Below are 18,225 nucleotides of genomic sequence, written 5' to 3' on the forward strand. Positions count from 1 at the left end.
GGGAGGCCGCGACTTCGCGGACCTGGGAGACGCCGCCGGCGCTGCCTTCGACGTCGGCGCTGCTCAGCGTCTGCACCGAGTCCACAATCAGCAGCCGTGGCTCCAGTTTCTCCACTTGTCCCAGCGCCTGGCCGAGGTCCGTTTCGGCGGACAGGTAAAGCGATTCGGCGACGGCGTCGATCCGGTCCGCGCGCAGCTTTACCTGGGCGGCCGATTCCTCGCCGGTGACGTACAGGACGTCCTGGGCCGTGCGGGCGAATTTGGCGGCGACGTCCAGCAGCAGCGTCGACTTGCCCACGCCGGGCTCGCCGGCCAGCAGGATGACCGCGCCGGGGACCAGGCCGCCACCGAGCACCCGGTCCAGTTCGTCCACGCCGGTGGGGAGGAATGCGGCCGTGGTGGCATCGACGTCAGCGATCCGGCGGGCCGGCTCCAGGACGGTGGTCGCCGCCGTCGTCCGCGCCACAGCGCCGCCGGTCTCCTCCACGGTGCCCCAGGCCTGGCACTCGCCGCACCGGCCCACCCACTTGACAGTGGTCCAGCCGCATTCCGCGCACTTATAGCCCGGTGCCTTGACGGCACGGGAAGTCTTTGTTGCCATTGCTCCACCCTAACCGGGGGCACCGACGTTCGAGGGTCCGCCGGCTCAAGTCCGGACTGCGGGCGGGTGCGGCAAAGCCTTGACCGTGGACGACGGTTCCGTTCATGCTGRGATTCTGTCTCGCTAGGAAGGCCCAACCGGAAGGCCGACGATGTCCCCTCGTATGCACACTGGTTCCCCGCGGCGCTTCCGGGTCCTCCTGGTCGCCGCCGCAGCAGCTCTGCTGACGCTGGTGGCCCTGCCGGCCGAGGCGGCCACCCAGCCGGGGCCCGGCAACGACGTGTCGTGGCCGCAGTGCGGAAAGGCGCTGCCGAAAGGCCAGGCTTTCGGGATTGTCGGCGTGAACAACGGCCTGGCCAACACCACAAACCCGTGCCTCAGCACACAGCTGACGTGGGCCGGCACGTCGAAGGGCGGCACGGGCCAGCCGTTGGTCGCCCTGTACGTCAACACCGCAAATCCCGGCGCGTCCGGATCATGGTGGCCCACCAGCAACACCTACGGCGGGACCACCGTGACCAACCCGTACGGGGACTGCAACCAGGGATCCTACGGGCCCGCCTGCTCGTATATGTACGGTTTCGCGAAGGCCTACGACGATGCCAACATCAGGGGCGTGAACAACCCGTCGTCCTACACATGGTGGCTTGACGTCGAGACGGGCAGCAGTTGGTCAACGGACACTTTGGCGAACCGCGCGGATCTCGAAGGCATGGCAGCCTACTACGCCAGCATTGGAGCCCGGACGGGCCTCTACTCCACCCGAAGCCAGTGGGACCAAATCGTCGGGGCGGTGCCGTCTTCCAGCAACCTCTATGCGCTGCCGAGCTGGCTCGCCGGCGCCAAGTCCCTGGCCGTGGCCGGACGCAAATGCTCCGACACCGCGCTCACCGGCGGCGGCCAGGTATCCCTGACCCAATACGTCTCGGGCGGGTTGGACTACGACCGCTCCTGCGTCTAGTACTTCCGAGCGCCGGCCCCGCTATAGGGAGGGCAGCATGTCCCGGGCCTCATCCGGATCCATCCCGGTGGCTTCGAGGAGGTCCACCATAAGCGGCCGGAAAAGCATCACCACGGTTTCGCCCTCGAGCCGCTGCACGTCCAGCAGCCGCGGGTGCAGCCGGCCGGCCGTCTCGCTCAACTCCACCTTCGCGGTGCGCAGGTGGGCTCGCCGGGCGCCGTCGTGCACCTCTGCCAGGCCCAGCCCCAGCTCATCGATCGCGGCCGCCGTCTCCTGCAGGACCTCGGCAATGTTCTCGGTGGCCTCGTCCGAGAGCGCGGCGTGGTTGATCGCACTGGTGAGCCGGCGCGCGAACACGCGGCTGTTGCGCAGCGCGAGGTCGATGAAGTCCACCGACTGCGCCAGCCGGTCCAGCTCGTCGCGGTAGCGCCGGTAGGCCGGGGCCAGGGTGGCGACCTCACCGGAGGAACGCAGGGTCTGGCGCATGGAATCGACCAGCGGCTGGCAGTTGCGGCCGCGGATCAACGCATGCCAGGCCTGGGTGGAGTCGCTGTGGCTCAGGGCCGAGGCACACTCCCGCAGCACCTCCGCCAGTTCATGCAGGAGCTTCTTGACGTCGTTGCGGGGTTCGCGCCGCGGATCCTTGGGAATCAGGAAGGTCACCACCAGGGCGAACACGCCGCCCACCACGGCATCGAGGCTCCGGGTGAAGGGGCCGCCGGCCGGGGCCGGCAACAGCACCACCAGGAGGGACTGCAGGCCGAGTTGGGTGGTGAAGATAGTCCCGCTGTCCAGGAAGCGGGCCAGTAGGATCGAGAAGAGCAGCACGACGGCGGCCTGCCAGATCCCCGCACCCAGCCAATTCAGCAGCAGGTCGCCCACCACAATGCCGAGGGTGCAGCCCAGGCCCACCTCCACGACGCGGCGCAGCCGCGGATCCCGGGAGAAGCCCAGAGCAATCAGGGAGGAGGTCGCGGCAAACAAGGGGCCGGTGTGGCCCAGGACGTACTCGGCGAAGGCGTAGGCCCCGACGGCGCAGGCGGTCATCTGGACGGCGGGTAGAAGCGATTTGCGGCTCCGGATAAAACCGGTGCGGGCCCGGCCGCGCAGGAATCGTGCGCTTGCGGTGAATCCAGTAGCGGAGGCCATGCCCACCAGTCTATTTGCTGGCTCCAGTGCACCGCGCCGCACGGCGGAGCCCCTACGACTGTGACGCAGCTAACGCAACAGCAACCCGTCAGATGTTGGCGAATGGTCGGGAGTAGTTAACCTGCCGTTCACTTTGGACCACAGTTCTCTTCACTTGGGACACCTAACTTCGATAAAGGTACAAACCGTATCCACCGTCTTATTGTTCGGACGTCTCCGGTCCGGCACGCATCTGAATAACCCTGGAAGGGGTACATCTAGTGAAGGCATCACGCTTCGGCCGCAACTCGGCCATCGCTGTCATCGCAGCCGGCGCTCTCGCGCTCACCGCTTGCGGTTCCGACAACGCCACCAACACCGCGCAGTCGGCAGCGCCGTCCTCCTCGGTCAAGGTCACCGGCACGCTGACCGGCATCGGTTCCTCCGCGCAGGGTGCGGCCATGGACGTGTGGAAGACCAACTTCGCCTCCGCCAACCAGGGCGCCAACGTGCAGTACTCCCCGGACRGCTCCGGCGCCGGCCGCAAGGCGATCATCGACGGCTCGGCGCAGTTCGCCGGCTCCGATGCCTACCTGACCGATGCTGAGCTTGCCAGCGCCCAGGCCAAGTGCGGCCCCGACGGCGCCCTGAACATTCCGGTTTACATCTCCCCGATCGCGGTCGCGTTCAACCTGCCCGACCTCAAGGAGCTCAAGCTCGACGCTCCCACCGTGGCCAAGATCTTCCGCGGCCAGATCGCCAAGTGGAACGACCCGGCCATCGCCGCGCTGAACCCGGACGCCAAGCTGCCGGACCTCAAGGTCACCCCGGTGAACCGCTCGGATGACTCCGGCACCACCACCAACTTCACCGACTACCTCGCCGCCGCCGCGCCCGAGGTCTGGACCGACAAGTCCTCCGGCATCTGGCCCGCCTCCCTGAAGGGCGAAAACGCCAAGGGCACCTCCGGCGTCGTCAAGACGGTTACGGACACCCCCGGCGCCGTCACCTACGCCGATGACTCCGCCGTCAGCGGCAAGCTCGGCATCGCCCAGATCAAGGTCGGCGGTTCGTTCACCAAGATCTCCGCAGACGCCGCCGCCAAGGCTGTCGACGCCGGCAAGCCGGTCGACGGCCGCAACGCCAACGACCTCTCCATCAAGCTGGACCGCAAGACCACGATCGAGGGCGCTTACCCGATCGTGCTCGTCTCCTTCCACGTCGTGTGCAGCACCTACGACACCAAGGAAACCGCAGACCTGGTCAAGGCCTTCGAGAACTACGTAACGTCCGACGCCGGCCAGAAGGCCGCAGCCGACGCCGCCAAGTCCGCGCCGCTGTCCAAGACCCTGCAGGACAAGGCGCAGAAGTCCATTGCAACCATCAAGGCCAAGGCCTAGGGATCTGTTGCGCTACTAAGGCATAGTGGAAACACCAGCCTGACTTAGGTTCCCTGTTCCGAAAAGGCGGTTATTGACCGTCCGCCCGGGGCAGGGAACCTAGGCGTTTGTCCGAAGTACCAAAAGATTCACCGCCAATGGCCCGGAGAGATCCCCTTGGCCGCCGGTGCAGATCGAAGCTGAAGGATCGTGAAGTGACCACCACCTCCCTGACCAAGTCCCGGGGCGCCGGCCGCGCCGGCGACAAAGTCTTTTCTGGAGCCACCTTGGCCGCAGGGTGCCTGATCCTTGCCGTGCTCTTCGGCGTGGCGCTCTTCCTTGTCGTCCAGGCTATCCCTGCCCTCGTGGCGTCGCCGGACAAGATCCAGGGCGGCCAGGGCTTCTTCGCCTACATCTGGCCGATCGTCATCGGCACCCTGATCGCCGCCGCGATCGCGCTCGTGATCGCGACGCCGGTCGCGATCGGCGTCGCGCTCTTTATCTCGCACTTCGCCCCGCGGGGACTGGCCTCCGGCCTCGGCTACGTGATCGACCTGCTGGCCGCCATCCCCTCCGTGGTCTACGGCGCCTGGGGTGCCGCGTTCCTGGCCAAGGAAATCTCGCCGCTCTACAACTGGCTGGCGAACAACCTGGGCTGGCTGCCGATTTTCCAGGGCCCGGCCTCGGCCACCGGCAAGACCATCCTGACGGCGGGCATCGTGCTGGCCGTCATGGTCCTGCCCATCATCACCTCGCTGACACGCGAAATCTTCCTGCAGACCCCCAAGCTGCACGAGGAAGCGGCCCTCGCGCTCGGCGCCACCCGCTGGGAAATGATCCGGATGGCCGTGCTGCCCTTCGGCCGCCCCGGCATCGTCAGCGCCGTGATGCTGGGCCTGGGCCGCGCCCTGGGCGAGACCATGGCCGTCGCCCTGGTGCTCTCCTCCGGCGCCCTCACGGCGAGCCTCATCACATCGGGCAACCAGACCATCGCCGCCGAGATCGCCCTGAACTTCCCGGAGGCCAGCGGCCTGAAGGTCAGCACGCTGATCGCCGCCGGCCTGGTGCTGTTCGTCATCACGCTGGGCGTGAACATGATTGCTCGGTGGATCATCACCCGGCACAAAGAATTTTCGGGAGCCAACTAAATGACCTCCACCCTGACCCCGGTGCGTAAGCGCTCCGCCCTGACCAAGGGCCAGCTGCCCAAGGCCGCGCCCTACATCGTGCTGGCCCTGGCGCTCGTCATCGGCGCCGCCATTCTGGCCCTGATCGGGTTCAACGCCTTCGGCTGGGGCGTCGCCACCGCAATCCTCTTCGCAGCCGGGCTGGTCGGCTGGAGCGCAGCCGTGGAAGGCTCCCGCAAGGCCAAAGACAAACTGGCCACCTGCCTCGTGGTCGGCGCGTTCCTGATCGCACTGCTGCCGCTGATCTCGGTGATCTGGACCGTACTGGTCAAGGGCCTGCCGGGCCTGCTGGACCCCGGATTCCTGGGCACGTCGATGAACGGCGTCACCGGCGCGTTCGACAACAAGAGCGTCGACGCAGGCGCCCCCGTGGTGGGAGGCATCTACCATGCGCTGGTGGGCACCGTGCAGATCACCCTGCTCGCCACCGTCATCTCTGTCCCGGTTGGCCTGCTCACCGCGATCTACCTGGTCGAATACGGCGAAGATCGGGCCCTGGCCCGCGCCATCACGTTCTTCGTCGACGTGATGACCGGCATCCCCTCGATCGTGGCCGGCCTGTTCGCCGCGGCGTTCTTCTTCGCCGTCGTCGGCCCGGGCACGAAGACCGGAGCCGTTGCCGCCGTCGCGCTTTCCGTGCTGATGATCCCGGTGGTGGTCCGCTCCAGCGAGGAAATGCTCAAGATCGTCCCGAACGAATTGCGCGAGGCCGCGTACGCCCTCGGCGTGCGCAAGTGGCGGACCATCCTCAAGGTGGTGATCCCGACGGCGATCTCGGGCATCGCCTCCGGCATCACCCTCGCCATCGCCCGGGTGATCGGTGAGACCGCCCCGATCCTGGTCACCGCCGGGTTCGCCACGTCCATCAACAACAACGTGTTTGGCGGCTGGATGGCCTCGCTGCCCACCTTCATTTACACGCAGATCCTCAACCCGACCTCGCCGTCCAACCCGGGTCCCTCCGACCAGCGTGCCTGGGGCGCGGCCCTGGTCCTCATCATCCTCGTGATGCTGCTCAACCTGGGCGCCCGCCTGGTGGCCCGCATCTTCGCCCCGAAGACCGGCCGCTAGGCCGCCGGCACCCGCCTCCATCTCCACAAGTGAAGGAACCGCATGTCTAAGCGCATCGACGTCAAAGACCTGAACGTCTACTACAGCAAATTCCTTGCCGTCGAGGACGTCAACATCAATATTGACCCCAAGTCCGTCACGGCCTTCATCGGCCCTTCCGGCTGCGGCAAGTCCACCTTCCTGCGGACCCTGAACCGGATGCACGAAGTCATCCCTGGCGCCCGGGTGGAAGGCGAGGTGCTGCTTGACGGCGACAACCTTTACGGTCCCGGCGTGGACCCGGTCACGGTGCGATCGCAGATCGGCATGGTCTTCCAGCGGCCCAACCCGTTCCCGACCATGTCGATCCGCGACAATGTGCTGGCCGGCGTAAAGCTGAACAACCAGAAGATGTCCAAGGGTGAGGCTGATGCACTCGTGGAGCGGTCGCTGCGCGGCGCCAACCTCTGGAACGAGGTCAAGGACCGACTGGCCAAGCCGGGCTCGGGACTGTCCGGCGGCCAGCAGCAGCGCCTCTGCATCGCCCGCGCCATCGCCGTGGAGCCGCAGGTGATCCTGATGGACGAGCCCTGCTCCGCGCTGGACCCGATCTCCACGCTCGCCATTGAGGACCTCATCAACGAGCTCAAGGACGAATACACCGTGGTGATCGTGACCCACAACATGCAGCAGGCAGCCCGCGTCTCGGACAAGACCGCGTTCTTCAACATCGCCGGTACCGGCAAGCCCGGCAAGTTGATCGAATACGGCGACACCCACACCATCTTCAGCAACCCGACCGTGAAGGCCACCGAGGACTACGTCTCGGGACGCTTCGGATAAACCCGCCCGCCAAACCCGGCGCTGGGAACAACCGACGAGTCCCTAAAGGCCCGTGAGGGGCGACAGGGCGAGTCCCAGCACGAAGGCAGCCGCGGCGGTGACCAGCGGGGTCAGAGTCCAGAAGGCCAGGATCCGGAGCACCACCCTCTGGTTGGTTGCCGGGTACCTCTGGTTGGCGCCCGCCCCCAGCACGGCAGAGGTCACGGTATGGGTGGTGGAGATCGGCCAATACAGCCCGATCGCGCCAACCAGCAGCAGCGCGCTGCTGAACAGTTGCGCAACGAAGCCGCGCAACGGATCGATCCGGATCATCCGATACCCGATGGTGTAGGCAATCCGCCAGCCGCCCGCCAGGGTGCCCGCGGTCAGCATGCCGGCGGTCAGCAGGGCCACCCAGGCCGGAATGGAACCGCCGTCGGGCAGTCCCGCCGCCACCATCGCCAGGATCACGACGGCGCTGGTGCGCTGGCCGTCCTGCAGGCCGTGGCCAAACGCGACTGCGCCCGCGGCGATGGCCTGGGCCCGCCGCGACCTGGTGTTCACCACGTTCGGCGGGGTGTAGCGCGCCGCCCAGGTGGCCGGCCAGACCAGCAGGTAGGCGCCCGCGAACGCGATGGCCGGGGACAGCAGCAGGGGCAACGCCACCTGGAACAGCAGGGACTCGTCCACGCCCGCGACGCCGGGGTGGCCCACCGCCACGCTGGCGACGGCCGCGCCGGCGAGGCCCCCCACGAGCGCGTGCGTCGAGGAGGAGGGGATGCCGCGCCACCAGGTGTAGAGACCCCAGAGCACGGCGCTGAGCAGTCCGGCGATGAGGATGGTCAGGCCGTTCCCGCCGGAGGGAAGAACCACCCAGGCCCGGCTGACCGCCAAAGCCAGGCCCGCACTGAGCCCGGCGCCGATGAAGTTGAACAACCCGGCCAGGAGAACCGCCACGGTGGGAGTCAGGGCCCGCGTCCGGACGGCGAGGGCAACCGAGGACGAAGCGTCCCTGAAACCGTTGAGAAAGGCGAACGCCCCGGCGAACAGAACCACCAGGGCAAACAAAACGATGGTCACCCTCAGGATTCCTTGACGATGATGCTGCCCACCTGGGTGGCGATCCGCCGCATGTCCTTGGTGACGTCCACGAGCTGGTCCGCGACGTCGCGGTGGCGCGCGTACTGGGCCGACTTCATGTCCTTGAGCATGTCCGCGACCCAGACCCGGTGGGTGCGTTCCGCCCGTTTGGTAAGCCGGAGGATCTCGATCCAGTAGTCCTCCAGGTCATCCAGGTCGTTCAGCTTGCGCATGGCGTCGACCGTCAGCTCGGCCTGCCGGCTGATGATTTCCAGCTGCTCGGCCGCGCGCTTGGGCGGCCGCTCCAGCTTGTACAGGAGGACGAGGTCCGCGGCGGCGTCCAGCTTCTCCATCGCCTCGTTAAGGTAGCGGGACAGCCCGTACATATCCTCGCGGGGGAGCGGGTTCAGGAAGCTGGTCCGCATGTGCGTCAGGAGGGCAAAGTGCAGCTCGGCCGATTTCGCCTCGTGATTGTGCATGTCCTCAACGAGACGCGGATGCTCGCTCGCGGGGGCGCCGAGGATTTCGGCAAACGTTCCCGTGCCCAGGACTATCTGGTGGGCCATCTGGGACAGCAGGTTCAGCCCGACGGGCTCCTGGGGGAAAAGGCGTAGCTTCACGTGGGGTTACCGGTCTCCGGACGAGGCTTACACGGGGCTTGTCTGCCGGTCCTGGAACGTGACGATGACCCGCGCATATACATTACTTTACCGTCCGGACTCGAACTGCCGGGACCCGCCGCCCGGCCGGAGACATGAAAATGGTGCCGAACCGGATACGCCTCTCGGCGGTAGGCCGCTCTAGGCGGCTAATTGTTGAAGCCCGGGGGTTTCGCGGTTCGGCACCGCTTTTAGTTTTCTACGTCGGGGGGACCAAGTCAACATTGACAGTGCGGGCCCGGCGTGCGTCTTGACAGTACCGAAGAGCCGCGCTAAATTCGCGGATTCCCGGGCCGTGCGCGCACAAAAGGCCCTAGTCCAGCTCGCCCAGCCGCCAAGCGTTCGCTGCGTGTTCCAAGTCCTCGGCGGTCTTCACCAGGAGGTGCGAATTCCGCGTGAGCTTGCTGGCGTGGTTCGCGTTGCTGTGCTCCGCACTGTCGGCGAGCGTGGCCTGGCCCAACGCCACCACCCGGCAGAAGGCCGCCGAGCGCTCCAGCGCGACGTCGAAGTCGCCGTCGAACGCCCCGGACAGAATGGCGTCCGCCATTGACTTYATTTCCTCGGCACCCGGAGGCTCGGCGGCGCCGGCTACCACGTGGGAAACCTGCGCGGTGTCCTTGCCGGCCCGGAAGTAGACCGAGATCCGTTCGGGATCCCGGATCGCCGCGGCGCGGAGGGCGTAGAGCCGCCAGAGGGCGCCGGGGAGGGAGCGCGCCGGGCTCTCCGCCCACATCTCGGCGATGGCATCGAGGCCTTGTTCATCCGCGAGCTTGACCAGCCGCCGGGTGATCTTGGGGTCGTCGCTGTCACGGCCGCGGCGTACCAGCGCCTGCGCCGCGAGGTGTGCGGCTTCCGAGACTCGCGCCGGATCGGCGCCGCCGGCGAACGGTTCGAAGTCGAGCGGCGCGAAGGGCTTCGGCTTGTGGTGTCGGTGCGGTCCCGGGCTGCTGGCTCCTGCTTGCTCGTTCATGCCACCACGCTACTCCTGTGTATTCCGGGAATCGAGGATGGTCCCGGCGGCCGGGAGGACACCGGAGTGCCGCCGGGACGGCTGCGGGGAGCCGGTCGACGCCGGCGTGTCGGGCCGGGTGAAAAAGCCTGCCCGGGTCTGGGGTACAGTGTTAACGTTCAGAAATGGACTGGGCCGACGTGCCCGTCTTACGGGGGAATTCTCTGCCGTTGACGGTGTCGGCCGGGGCCTTTAGCTCAGTTGGTAGAGCATCGGACTTTTAATCCGTGGGTCGTGGGTTCGATCCCCACAGGGCCCACTCTTTTAGCGAAGAGTGGAGAAACCCCTGGCATCCTGGCGACAGGAGGCCAGGGGTTTTTATGCATCCCGGCGGGTTCCTCGTGCAGGGTTTCCCACAGATAGCACGACAGCCTAGTTATCAGTCGGGCTAGGATTGCCGCATGAACTCGGACAGCGCAGCAGGCTCGGGGTACTGGTATGGCCCGGAGGGCCGGCTGGATCCCGCCTCGGCCGTGCTGCACGCCCTGCGGAACTACCGCGCCGCCGAGGTGGCCACCCGTAAGGCCACCCGGGACTCGATGGGCATGGGCGAGACCGACCTGCTGGCCCTGCGGTACCTGCTACGCGCCCAGTCGGCGGGGGACCAGGTGGGGCCGAAGGATCTCAGCCGCCGCCTGGGCATCACCACCGCGTCCACCACCTCACTGATCGACCGGCTCGTGGGCAGTGGACACGTCCGCCGCGAGCCGCACCCCACCGACCGGCGTTCCTTGGTGATCGTTCCGACGGCGGGCACCGACGCGGAAGTCCGGGCCACGCTCGGCGACATGCATCGTCGGATGCTGGCCGTAGCGGAAGAGCTCAGTGCCGAGGACAGCCGGGTCGTTGTGGGATTCCTGCAGCGCATGACCGAGGCCTTGGATGGCCCCGCGCGACGCCACTGAGCAGGACATCGAACTCGCACAAAACTGCCGGATACAAAACTAGCTAGTTGACCTAGTGATATGTATGCTTACTAAGTCGTATGTAGGCTTACTAACTGTCGGATGAGCGTGTGTGGAGGAGTCGTGGCTAAAGTGTTGACGATCACCGGAACCCCGGGGGCCGGTGTGGCACGGCTGGCCGCCCGCCGGTCCGCCCCAGGGCAGGACGTCGTAGTTCCCACGCTGCCGTCGGACCCGGCTGGCCAGGCGCCCCGCCACTGCGGCACCCCGATGCGATGGACCGCCCCGGTCCTTGGCGCCAGGACGGACTACTCCTTCGACGCCGGCACTGATTCAGCGCCACTGCCGCCCGTGTGGCGTTGCTCCTGCGGGTTCCAGCTCGACGGCATCGTCCACACCCGCCACTCGCTGGCCGCCCTTTCGTGAGCGCCACGACGGCGGTGACGCTACCCGCGGGCGCGGCCATCCGTCCGGAGGCCACGACCACCGGCGCCGGCCTCAACGCCACGATCCTGCCACTACCGGACGCCCCCGGGGGCCGGTTCCAGGTGCACGAGCTGCTGGGCAGGGGCGCAACCGCCACCGTTTTCCGTGGCACGGACCTGGTCAACGACCGCCTGGTGGCCATCAAGGTGGCCGAGGGACCATCCGAGAAACATGCGAGCCGGATCCACGCCGAGGCGCGAATCCTCGCGTCCCTGGATCACCCCTCAGTTGTCAGCTTCATCGCCGCGGGCACGGTCCCCGGCGATGGTCCGTGGGCGGGCAGGCCCTTCCTGGTCGAGGAATTCGCACATGGCGGAGACTTGGCCGAACGGATCCGCGGCGGCGACTCCGGCTCTGCGGAGGTGGCCGGCTGGGCAGCCGCCGCGCTGTCCGGCCTCGGCCACGTCCACGGGCACGGACTGGTACACCGCGACATCAAGCCCGCCAACATCCTGCTCAGTGCGCTAAGGAGATCCCCGGTGCGCCTCGCCGACTTCGGCATCGCCACTCCGGCCGGCACGGCACCGGCACCCGGCGAGTCGTCAGGCACGGTGCACTACATGAGCCCGGAGCAGGCCTCCGGCCAGCCCCTCCGCGCTGCCACCGATATTTATGCACTCGGGTTGGTGCTGCTCGAGTGCCTCACGGGTGTCCGGGCCTATCCCGGGACGCCCGTCGAGTCGCTCGTAGCCCGGACGCTCCGCGCCCCGGAAATCCCCGCCCAACTCGGTACGGGCTGGGTGTCCTTGCTGACGGCCATGACCGCGATGGATCCCGAAGCGCGGCCCTCGGCCGTCGCGGCGCACAAACTCGCCGCCAGGCTCGCTCCCGCCCGGACGCTGCCCCCGCTCCGCCTGGCAGGCTGAGGCGTAGCCCGGAAGGCTCCAAGGCGAGGTTGCAGGCCCGACCCCGGCGCCCGCGCGCCCGGCGGCGCCCTTCCGCTTGGATAGCATGGGGCTTCCAGGACCTGCTGACTGCAGCTTCGGTGGAAAGGGATGATGCCATGGGATCTCGCGCCACACCGCGGCCCGAGCTGGTCGGGCGGCTCCGCGCCGCCGGCTGCGTCTTCGCCGAAGATGAGGCGGTCCTGCTGGAAGCAGCAGCCGCCGCCGGCGCGGAACTCGACGGGCTTGTCCGCCAACGGGTCTCGGGGCTGCCGCTGGAGCATGTGCTTGGCTGGGCCGAGTTTTGCGGACTCCGAATCCTGGTGGACCCCCGGGTCTTCGTGCCACGCCGCCGGACCGAGTACCTCGTCAAGTGCGCGGCGCGGCTCCTAAGCGCCCGCCCGGCGCCGCGCTGGCCAGTGGTCGTGGATCTCTGTTGCGGCTCGGGTGCCGTCGGTGCCGCGCTCGCCGCCGCAGCCGGGCCGCTTGAGCTTCACGCCGCCGACGTCGACCCCGCCGCCGCCGCCTGCGCGCGGCGCAACCTGCTCCCGCTGGGGGGAGAAGTACACGAGGGCGACCTGTTCGATCCGCTGCCCGAGCGGCTCCGCGGCCGGGTGGATCTCGTGGCGGTCAACGCGCCCTACGTTCCCTCGGGAATGATCGGCACCATGCCGCCTGAGGCGCGCCTGCACGAACCGCGGGTTTCGTTAGACGGCGGCCCCGACGGGCTGGAGCTGCAACGGCGAATAGCCGCCGCCGCGCCAGTGTGGCTGGCGCCGGGCGGCCATCTGTTGATCGAAACGAGCCGGCGGCAGGCGCCGCAGACCGTCAAGATTCTCGCCGGGAGCGGGCTCTCCGGCCGTGTGTTCGGCTCGCGGAAACTGGACGCCACCGTCGTGCTGGCCGGCGTTCCTGCCGCGAAGGAGGGTTAGTGGCCGCCCGGGCCGGAGCTGTCAGTGTTTCTCCGGGTCCACGTTGGTGGCCGGGCCGGCAGGCGTAGCGCCGCCTTCATCCGACCAGTCCTGACCGGTCTCATCGTTCAAAGCCGGATCGGAGCGGACATCGGGCGCGGAGTCCACGGAAGTGTGAGCACCACCGGACGTCCCCAGGTTCGCTGTCTCAGGGTGGGTGCTGTGGGCGGGGACGGCGCCGTCGGACGGGGTGCCGCCTGCGGCCGGAGGCTTCACGGACGCTGCAGAGCCGGAGGCCGTGTCGTCCCGGTGAACCGCGGAGCTGATGACGGTGGCGGCGCGACGGGCGGCCTCGCTGAGCTGGCCGGACAGGTCGGGGGCCTTTTCCTTGACCGCCTCGGTAGCGGCCGCCACCTTGTCCTGGACCGGCTTGCTATCCCAAAGGCCGGTTGCCCGGGTCTTGAGTTTTTCGTAGGCAGCCCGACCGGAGCGGGATCCGAGGACGAAACCTGCCGCGAGACCGGTGCCGAAAAGAAACTTGCCTTTCATGCTGTACTCCTGCTCTTGCTGCTCTGGAAGTTATGCCCCGGATGATTTGTCCGGTTACTCAAAAGCCGGCCCCAGGAAACCCCGGGACCGGCCTTTGTTAGCTTCAGCCTTTAGCGGGCCGTGCGCTTGGTGATCATGCCGTAAATCAGGAGGACGATGATCGAGCCCACGATGGCCAGGAGCCACGTGGTCAGTGAGAAGAATTCCTGCAGTCCCGTGCCGAAGATCAATCCGCCAAGCCAGCCGCCCAGGAAGGCGCCCACGACGCCGAGCAGCAGGGTGATCAAAATGCCACCGCCCTGACGCCCCGGCAGGATAGCCTTAGCGATTGCACCGGCAATAAGACCCAGAATCAGAAATGCGAAAAAACCCATTATTTTGGCCCTTCTCTTTCATTGAGGAGACACCCGGGTTGCCGGGTGCGCTTCATCCTTCTGTCTAAATACTAATCATGCTTACTATCAAAACGCCACTCGGTAGCCGCGAGAGCTGCGGAAATCCTATTGTTCACGGGGAATTTCCCGCTGTTCCGTGCTGGGAAAAGCTTTCCCGATCTCGCTGTCGTCGGATACCGGCGGATTCACCAGGCATAATCCTCGGGTGCCGTCCGGTGGCCGGGAAAAATGGCGTCGAGGCTCTGGAGGGCTTCGACGTCGAGCTCGATGGAGAGCGCCCGGAGGGCGGCGTCCAACTGCTCTTGGGTGCGCGGACCGACGATGGGCGCCGTCACCGCAGGCTGGTGCAGCAACCACGCCAATGCCAGCGCCGCGGGCTCGTGGCCCAGCTCCTCGGCGAAGGCCTCGTAGCGGCGGATCTGGTCACTGTGCTTCTTGAGAGCTTCCAGGGCCCGGCCTTCCGACCTGCGGACGCCGGCGTCCTCTTCTTTGAGCACTCCGCCTAGCAGCCCGCCGTTCAACGGTGACCAGGGCAGGAGCCCCAGGCCGTACTGCTGTGCTGCCGGGATCACCTCGAGTTCGGCGTTGCGGGTCAGCAGGTTGTAGATGGACTGCTCGCTGACCAGGCCGTTCGAATGCCGGCGGTCCGCGGCTTCCTGCGCCCGGGCCAGGTGCCACCCGGCGAAGTTGCTGCTGCCCGAATAGAGGATCTTTCCTTGTTGCACCGCGACATCAACGGCTTGCCAGATCTCCTCCCAAGGGGTGTTCCGGTCCACGTGATGGAACTGGTACAGGTCGATGTAGTCCGTGCCGAGGCGCTTAAGGCTGGCGTCGAGGGCGCGGCGGATGTTCAGGGCCGAAAGCCTGGACTCATTGGGCCGGTCCGACATGGTGCCGTACACCTTGGTGGCGAGCACCGTGCGCTCACGTCGCTCGCCACCTTTGGCGAACCACCGGCCGACAATCTCCTCGGTCCAGCCCCGGGCCTTGGACCCGCCGTAGACGTTGGCCGTGTCGAAGAAATTGATGCCGGCGTCGAGGGCGGAATCCATGATCGCGTGGGCGGCAGGTTCCTCGGTCTGCGGMCCGAARTTCATGGTGCCCAGGCAGAGGCGGGAAACCTTGAGGCCGGACCGGCCCAGCTGGCTGTACTGCATGCGGGGACCTCCCGGACCTCAGCGCTCCAGCCGGAACCCGAGCTTGATCGTCACCTGCCAGTCGATGACCTCGCCGTTCTCGAGGTGCCCGCGGATCTCCTTGACTTCGAACCAGTCCAGGTTCCGCAGCGTTTTCGCGGCTTCGGAGACACCGTTCCGGACGGCGGCGTCCACGCCTTCGTTCGAGGTCCCGACAATTTCGGAAATGCTGTAAGTGTGATTAGGCAACTTCGCTCCTCATGATCGTTCTGCGGGCCGTTCAGGTCTACGGCTGGGAGCCGTGCCGAAAGGTTAGCCGACAGTTTCCGGCCAGGCTAGGGGTGTGCTGCTTCGCCGGGTCCGCGGAAGACCGGGCCCGGCTCGGGGCGTTTCGCGGCAGGAGGACCGTCGGCGCCGCGCGGCCGTACCCGCTGCATCATCCAGGGCAGCAGGTAGTGCGTGGCCCAGGCGAGGTCGCCGGCCCGCGTCGCCCGCCAGTTACCGGCCGGCAGGGGTTTGGGCTGCAGCGGCTGCAGGGTGTGCGGGACGTGCAGTGTATCCAGCACCATGCTGGCGATTGTGTGGTGGCCGAGCGGCGAGAAATGCAGGCGGTCCGGATCCCACATCTGCGGGTCGCTCAATTGTCGAAGCGTCCACAAGTCGGCGATCACGCCGTGGTGCCGCACGGCGATGGTCCGGATGTTCTCGTTGAAGACGGCCACCTTGCCGCGGATGTGGTTGAACAGCGGCGTATCGCCCCAGTCCGGTCCGGTGAAAAGCACGACGGTGGCGCCGGTGGCGGAGAGTGCCGCCACCGCTTCGTCCAGGCTCACCGCCAGTCGGTCGGGATCGCGACGGTGAAAGACCAGGTCGTTTCCGCCGGCGGAAAGCGTGACGAGGTCCGGTTTCAGGGCGATCGCCGGGCCGAGTTGCTGGTCCACAATCTGCTGCAGCACGAGACCGCTGATCGCCAGGTTGGCGTAGGAAAAGTTCGGGCGAGAGGCAGTGAACTCCTCGGCGATCCGGTCGGCCCAGCCCCTCACGCCGCCCGGGTTCAGTGGCTCGGGATCGCCTATGCCGGCGGTGAACGAGTCGCCTAGCGCGACGTAGCGCTTCCAGGGGCCGGGCGCTGTGGCGGGGACTCCTTTGCGGGCGATTGCCGGGTTGATAAAGCTGGCCGCGTTCACCTTTCCAGCAATACGCCGGAAAGGCCGACGCCACTAGGTCCTTTTGTCCCTATCGAGCGGGGATTAAGCCTTGCGATCCCGCGGGCTGGGCCGACAATGGAGGAAAGCGGACGTTGAACCGGCCGCAACTGTAAGGAACACCATGCAGCAGCCCGCAAGCGGTGAAGCAGCAGCAGCTGCGCCGGAGCGCGACCTGGTGATAGACCTCGCCCGGTTCTTTTGTCTCGCGCTGGTGGTGGTGGGGCACACGATGATGGTCAGCCCGGTCCTGCACCCGGACGGCACCGTGAGCTCCCAAAACACTCTGGGGGAGCAGCGCTGGTTCGAGCCCGTGGTCTGGGTGCTTCAGGTGATGCCCCTGTTTTTCGTCGCCGGCGGCGTCACCGGTCTGCATTCCTGGCGACGGCTGCGATCGGCCGGCGGCAACGCCATCGAATTCGTCCAGGGCCGGTTGTTGCGGTTGATCCGCCCGGCCGCGGTGCTGCTGGCCGCCATGTTTATCGGCTTGTGGGCCGCGCGTCTCAGCGGCGTGGACCCTCAGGTGATCCAGCTGCTGGCCAGCGGCGCGGGCATGCCGTTGTGGTTCCTGGCCGCTTACCTCGCGGCGCAGCTGAATCTCCCGTGGCTGTCCGCGCTGCACGACCGTGCGCCCTGGCTGACCTTGGCCGCCCTCGTCTCCCTGGTGGTGGCGGTGGACTGTGCCCGTGGTGCGCTGGCGTGGCTGGCCTACGCCAACATGGTCTTCCTGTGGTGCGCTGTGCAGCAGCTCGGCTTCTTCGTGGCCGACCGGAGGATGCCGGGGATCGGGCCGTCCGGACTGCTCGGCCTTGTGGCGGCGAGCAACCTGTTGCTCGGGCTGCTTGTGCTGCTGCGGCTGTATTCCGGCAACATGCTCGTCAACCTCAACCCGCCCAACCTGCCGCTGTTCCTCCTGGCCGTCTCCCAGGCCGCGTCGCTGCAACTGCTGCGGCCCGTACTGGTCCGGCTGGCGGCCCGAGCCCTGGTCCGTAGGCTGCTGGCCGGGGCCGGACGCCATTCCCTGACCGTCTACCTCTGGCACCTGCCACTCCTCGCAGGCATTTCCGGCCTGATCCTGCTCTCCGGTCTTCCACAGCCTGCGGGGGGAACTGCCGCCTGGTGGTGGACCAGGCCCCTGGTGCTGCTCGGCGTCGTCGGCCTGCTGCTGCCGGTACTGGCCGTGTTCGGGCGGCTGGAACAGCGGCCGACGTCGACTGACCCATCGCGCGCGCGGCCGGCCGTCGCCGTGGTGACAGCCGCCGTCGTGGTCTTCATCCCGGTGGCCGACGCGGCCCTCAACGGCCTGACGGTGGGACTGCTCGGCGGCGGGGCAGTCTGCTTCGCTCTGGCCGTGCTGCTGCTGGGCCGGGTTCCGGCACGGGGCTCCTCCCACAGTGGTCCGGGCGGATCCGGACTGGCATTGCCACACCCGCCGTTAAGTGCCAATGTCGAACCATGACGGAGAACTCGGTAGGTACTGAAGACACGTTCGCCACGGACGTCTTCACGAGCCGCAACGATGCCCTGCACCGCTACGAGTTGCATGTCGGCGGCGAGCTCGCGGTCCAGGTGCGCTACATCGACCGGCCGGGCCACATCGATTTCATCCACACGGAAACCGCTGAAAAGTTCAAGGGAAAAGGTTTGGCCGGGGTCTTGGTGCACTTCGCACTGGACGACGTGGTGGCCTCCGGGAAGCGGATCATCCCGGACTGCCCCTACGTCTACCGCTACCTGCGCAAACATGATGCCTACAACCAGTGCATCGACTGGCCCGAACAGGCGCCCGCCGGGGCCTGAACGCTTGTGAGCCGCGTGACAAGTCCGTATGGTTGAGGTTGAGTTATGCAGTTGGCTCAAGGACGAGTCTTTTTGGAG

At 67.2% G+C, this 18,225-nt stretch carries 21 protein-coding genes and 1 tRNA gene; 12 read left to right on the top strand and 10 right to left on the bottom strand.

The genetic code is table 11. The annotated features are described in order from the left end of the window. Positions 1-601 (bottom strand): AAA family ATPase (locus AB4Y86_RS01350; RefSeq protein WP_441399636.1); only part of this gene is annotated, 601 nt, incomplete at its 3' end. A gap of 163 nt (positions 602-764) precedes the next feature. Here AB4Y86_RS01350 and AB4Y86_RS01355 point away from each other — a divergent pair. Then, positions 765-1,562: a hypothetical protein gene (locus tag AB4Y86_RS01355; protein WP_441399637.1), complete on the top strand. Its 798-nt coding sequence runs from the start codon at positions 765-767 to the stop codon at positions 1,560-1,562. A 21-nt stretch (positions 1,563-1,583) separates the two neighbouring features. On the opposite strand, the gene AB4Y86_RS01360 is transcribed toward AB4Y86_RS01355, so the two are convergent. After that, positions 1,584-2,711, bottom strand: a complete 1,128-nt coding sequence (locus AB4Y86_RS01360; protein ID WP_441399638.1) for an FUSC family protein — start codon at positions 2,709-2,711, stop codon at positions 1,584-1,586. A gap of 260 nt (positions 2,712-2,971) precedes the next feature. Between AB4Y86_RS01360 and pstS the strand changes: the two genes are divergently transcribed. The 4 genes from pstS (at position 2,972) to pstB (ending at position 7,149) form a co-directional block, all read left to right on the top strand. Further along, positions 2,972-4,090 carry a phosphate ABC transporter substrate-binding protein PstS gene (gene pstS / locus AB4Y86_RS01365; protein ID WP_441399639.1) on the top strand — a complete coding sequence of 373 codons (1,119 nt, stop codon included), beginning with the start codon at positions 2,972-2,974 and terminating at the stop codon, positions 4,088-4,090. Between the two features lie 194 nt (positions 4,091-4,284). Continuing rightward, positions 4,285-5,217 carry a phosphate ABC transporter permease subunit PstC gene (gene pstC / locus AB4Y86_RS01370; protein WP_441399640.1) on the top strand — a complete coding sequence of 311 codons (933 nt, stop codon included), beginning with the start codon at positions 4,285-4,287 and terminating at the stop codon, positions 5,215-5,217. Beyond that, complete coding sequence (gene pstA / locus AB4Y86_RS01375) at positions 5,218-6,327, top strand: phosphate ABC transporter permease PstA (RefSeq protein WP_441399641.1); 1,110 nt, start codon at positions 5,218-5,220, stop codon at positions 6,325-6,327. It abuts the gene before it with no gap. Positions 6,328-6,369: 42 nt separating this feature from the next. Then, a complete protein-coding gene (gene pstB / locus AB4Y86_RS01380) occupies positions 6,370-7,149 on the top strand; it encodes a phosphate ABC transporter ATP-binding protein PstB (protein ID WP_441399642.1) in 780 nt (259 codons plus the stop codon). A 42-nt stretch (positions 7,150-7,191) separates the two neighbouring features. Here the strand turns inward: pstB and AB4Y86_RS01385 are convergent, their stop codons facing one another. The 3 genes from AB4Y86_RS01385 to AB4Y86_RS01395 all read right to left on the bottom strand — a co-directional run bounded on the left by AB4Y86_RS01385 (position 7,192) and on the right by AB4Y86_RS01395 (position 9,837). After that, positions 7,192-8,208, bottom strand: a complete 1,017-nt coding sequence (locus AB4Y86_RS01385) for an anion permease (RefSeq protein WP_441399643.1) — start codon at positions 8,206-8,208, stop codon at positions 7,192-7,194. Between the two features lie 2 nt (positions 8,209-8,210). Continuing rightward, complete coding sequence (locus AB4Y86_RS01390) at positions 8,211-8,828, bottom strand: DUF47 domain-containing protein (RefSeq protein WP_441399644.1); 618 nt, start codon at positions 8,826-8,828, stop codon at positions 8,211-8,213. A 352-nt stretch (positions 8,829-9,180) separates the two neighbouring features. Further along, on the bottom strand, positions 9,181-9,837 hold the full coding sequence (locus AB4Y86_RS01395; RefSeq protein WP_441399645.1) for a hypothetical protein: 657 nt from the start codon (positions 9,835-9,837) through the stop codon (positions 9,181-9,183). Between the two features lie 225 nt (positions 9,838-10,062). Between AB4Y86_RS01395 and AB4Y86_RS01400 the strand changes: the two genes are divergently transcribed. The 5 genes from AB4Y86_RS01400 (at position 10,063) to AB4Y86_RS01420 (ending at position 13,083) form a co-directional block, all read left to right on the top strand. Then, a tRNA-Lys gene (locus AB4Y86_RS01400) sits at positions 10,063-10,135 on the top strand. A gap of 142 nt (positions 10,136-10,277) precedes the next feature. Further along, positions 10,278-10,781: a MarR family winged helix-turn-helix transcriptional regulator gene (locus tag AB4Y86_RS01405; RefSeq protein ID WP_441399646.1), complete on the top strand. Its 504-nt coding sequence runs from the start codon at positions 10,278-10,280 to the stop codon at positions 10,779-10,781. Positions 10,782-10,904: 123 nt separating this feature from the next. Further along, the gene (locus AB4Y86_RS01410; protein WP_441399647.1) at positions 10,905-11,207 is read left to right on the top strand and encodes a hypothetical protein; all 303 of its coding nucleotides are present in this window, start codon (positions 10,905-10,907) and stop codon (positions 11,205-11,207) included. After that, a complete protein-coding gene (locus AB4Y86_RS01415) occupies positions 11,204-12,133 on the top strand; it encodes a serine/threonine-protein kinase (protein WP_441399648.1) in 930 nt (309 codons plus the stop codon). Before AB4Y86_RS01410 ends, AB4Y86_RS01415 begins: the two co-directional genes overlap by 4 nt. A 137-nt stretch (positions 12,134-12,270) precedes the next feature. Continuing rightward, positions 12,271-13,083: a putative protein N(5)-glutamine methyltransferase gene (locus AB4Y86_RS01420; RefSeq protein WP_441399649.1), complete on the top strand. Its 813-nt coding sequence runs from the start codon at positions 12,271-12,273 to the stop codon at positions 13,081-13,083. A 21-nt stretch (positions 13,084-13,104) separates the two neighbouring features. Here AB4Y86_RS01420 and AB4Y86_RS01425 read toward each other — a convergent pair whose 3' ends face one another. The 5 genes from AB4Y86_RS01425 to AB4Y86_RS01445 form a co-directional block, all read right to left on the bottom strand. Then, positions 13,105-13,611, bottom strand: coding sequence for a hypothetical protein (locus tag AB4Y86_RS01425; RefSeq protein ID WP_441399650.1), 507 nt, complete (start codon positions 13,609-13,611; stop codon positions 13,105-13,107). Positions 13,612-13,721: 110 nt separating this feature from the next. Then, positions 13,722-13,985 carry a GlsB/YeaQ/YmgE family stress response membrane protein gene (locus AB4Y86_RS01430; protein ID WP_441399651.1) on the bottom strand — a complete coding sequence of 88 codons (264 nt, stop codon included), beginning with the start codon at positions 13,983-13,985 and terminating at the stop codon, positions 13,722-13,724. Positions 13,986-14,191: 206 nt separating this feature from the next. After that, a complete protein-coding gene (locus AB4Y86_RS01435; RefSeq protein ID WP_441399652.1) occupies positions 14,192-15,163 on the bottom strand; it encodes an aldo/keto reductase in 972 nt (323 codons plus the stop codon). 18 nt (positions 15,164-15,181) lie between these two features. Further along, complete coding sequence (locus tag AB4Y86_RS01440; protein WP_441399653.1) at positions 15,182-15,391, bottom strand: dodecin; 210 nt, start codon at positions 15,389-15,391, stop codon at positions 15,182-15,184. Positions 15,392-15,477: 86 nt separating this feature from the next. Beyond that, positions 15,478-16,329 carry an SGNH/GDSL hydrolase family protein gene (locus tag AB4Y86_RS01445; RefSeq protein ID WP_441399654.1) on the bottom strand — a complete coding sequence of 284 codons (852 nt, stop codon included), beginning with the start codon at positions 16,327-16,329 and terminating at the stop codon, positions 15,478-15,480. Between the two features lie 142 nt (positions 16,330-16,471). On the opposite strand from AB4Y86_RS01445, the gene AB4Y86_RS01450 reads away from it, so the two are divergent. Continuing rightward, entirely contained in the window at positions 16,472-17,806 is a 1,335-nt protein-coding gene (locus AB4Y86_RS01450; protein WP_441399655.1) for an acyltransferase family protein, read from the top strand. Then, entirely contained in the window at positions 17,803-18,147 is a 345-nt protein-coding gene (locus AB4Y86_RS01455) for a GNAT family N-acetyltransferase (protein WP_441399656.1), read from the top strand. Before AB4Y86_RS01450 ends, AB4Y86_RS01455 begins: the two co-directional genes overlap by 4 nt. Positions 18,148-18,225 lie beyond the last annotated feature (78 nt).

The organism is Arthrobacter sp. 2YAF22_2, from assembly GCF_052114645.1.
Taxonomy (GTDB): domain Bacteria; phylum Actinomycetota; class Actinomycetes; order Actinomycetales; family Micrococcaceae; genus Arthrobacter.

Coding starts and splice junctions, on each gene's coding strand:
- AB4Y86_RS01355 (WP_441399637.1), top strand. CDS start 765: ATGCACACTGGTTCCCCGCGGCGCTTCCGGGTCCTCCTGGTCGCCGCC.
- AB4Y86_RS01360 (WP_441399638.1), bottom strand. CDS start 2,711: ATGGCCTCCGCTACTGGATTCACCGCAAGCGCACGATTCCTGCGCGGC.
- pstA (WP_441399641.1), top strand. CDS start 5,218: ATGACCTCCACCCTGACCCCGGTGCGTAAGCGCTCCGCCCTGACCAAG.
- pstB (WP_441399642.1), top strand. CDS start 6,370: ATGTCTAAGCGCATCGACGTCAAAGACCTGAACGTCTACTACAGCAAA.
- AB4Y86_RS01405 (WP_441399646.1), top strand. CDS start 10,278: ATGAACTCGGACAGCGCAGCAGGCTCGGGGTACTGGTATGGCCCGGAG.
- AB4Y86_RS01420 (WP_441399649.1), top strand. CDS start 12,271: ATGGGATCTCGCGCCACACCGCGGCCCGAGCTGGTCGGGCGGCTCCGC.
- AB4Y86_RS01425 (WP_441399650.1), bottom strand. CDS start 13,611: ATGAAAGGCAAGTTTCTTTTCGGCACCGGTCTCGCGGCAGGTTTCGTC.
- AB4Y86_RS01430 (WP_441399651.1), bottom strand. CDS start 13,985: ATGGGTTTTTTCGCATTTCTGATTCTGGGTCTTATTGCCGGTGCAATC.
- AB4Y86_RS01450 (WP_441399655.1), top strand. CDS start 16,472: ATGCAGCAGCCCGCAAGCGGTGAAGCAGCAGCAGCTGCGCCGGAGCGC.
- AB4Y86_RS01455 (WP_441399656.1), top strand. CDS start 17,803: ATGACGGAGAACTCGGTAGGTACTGAAGACACGTTCGCCACGGACGTC.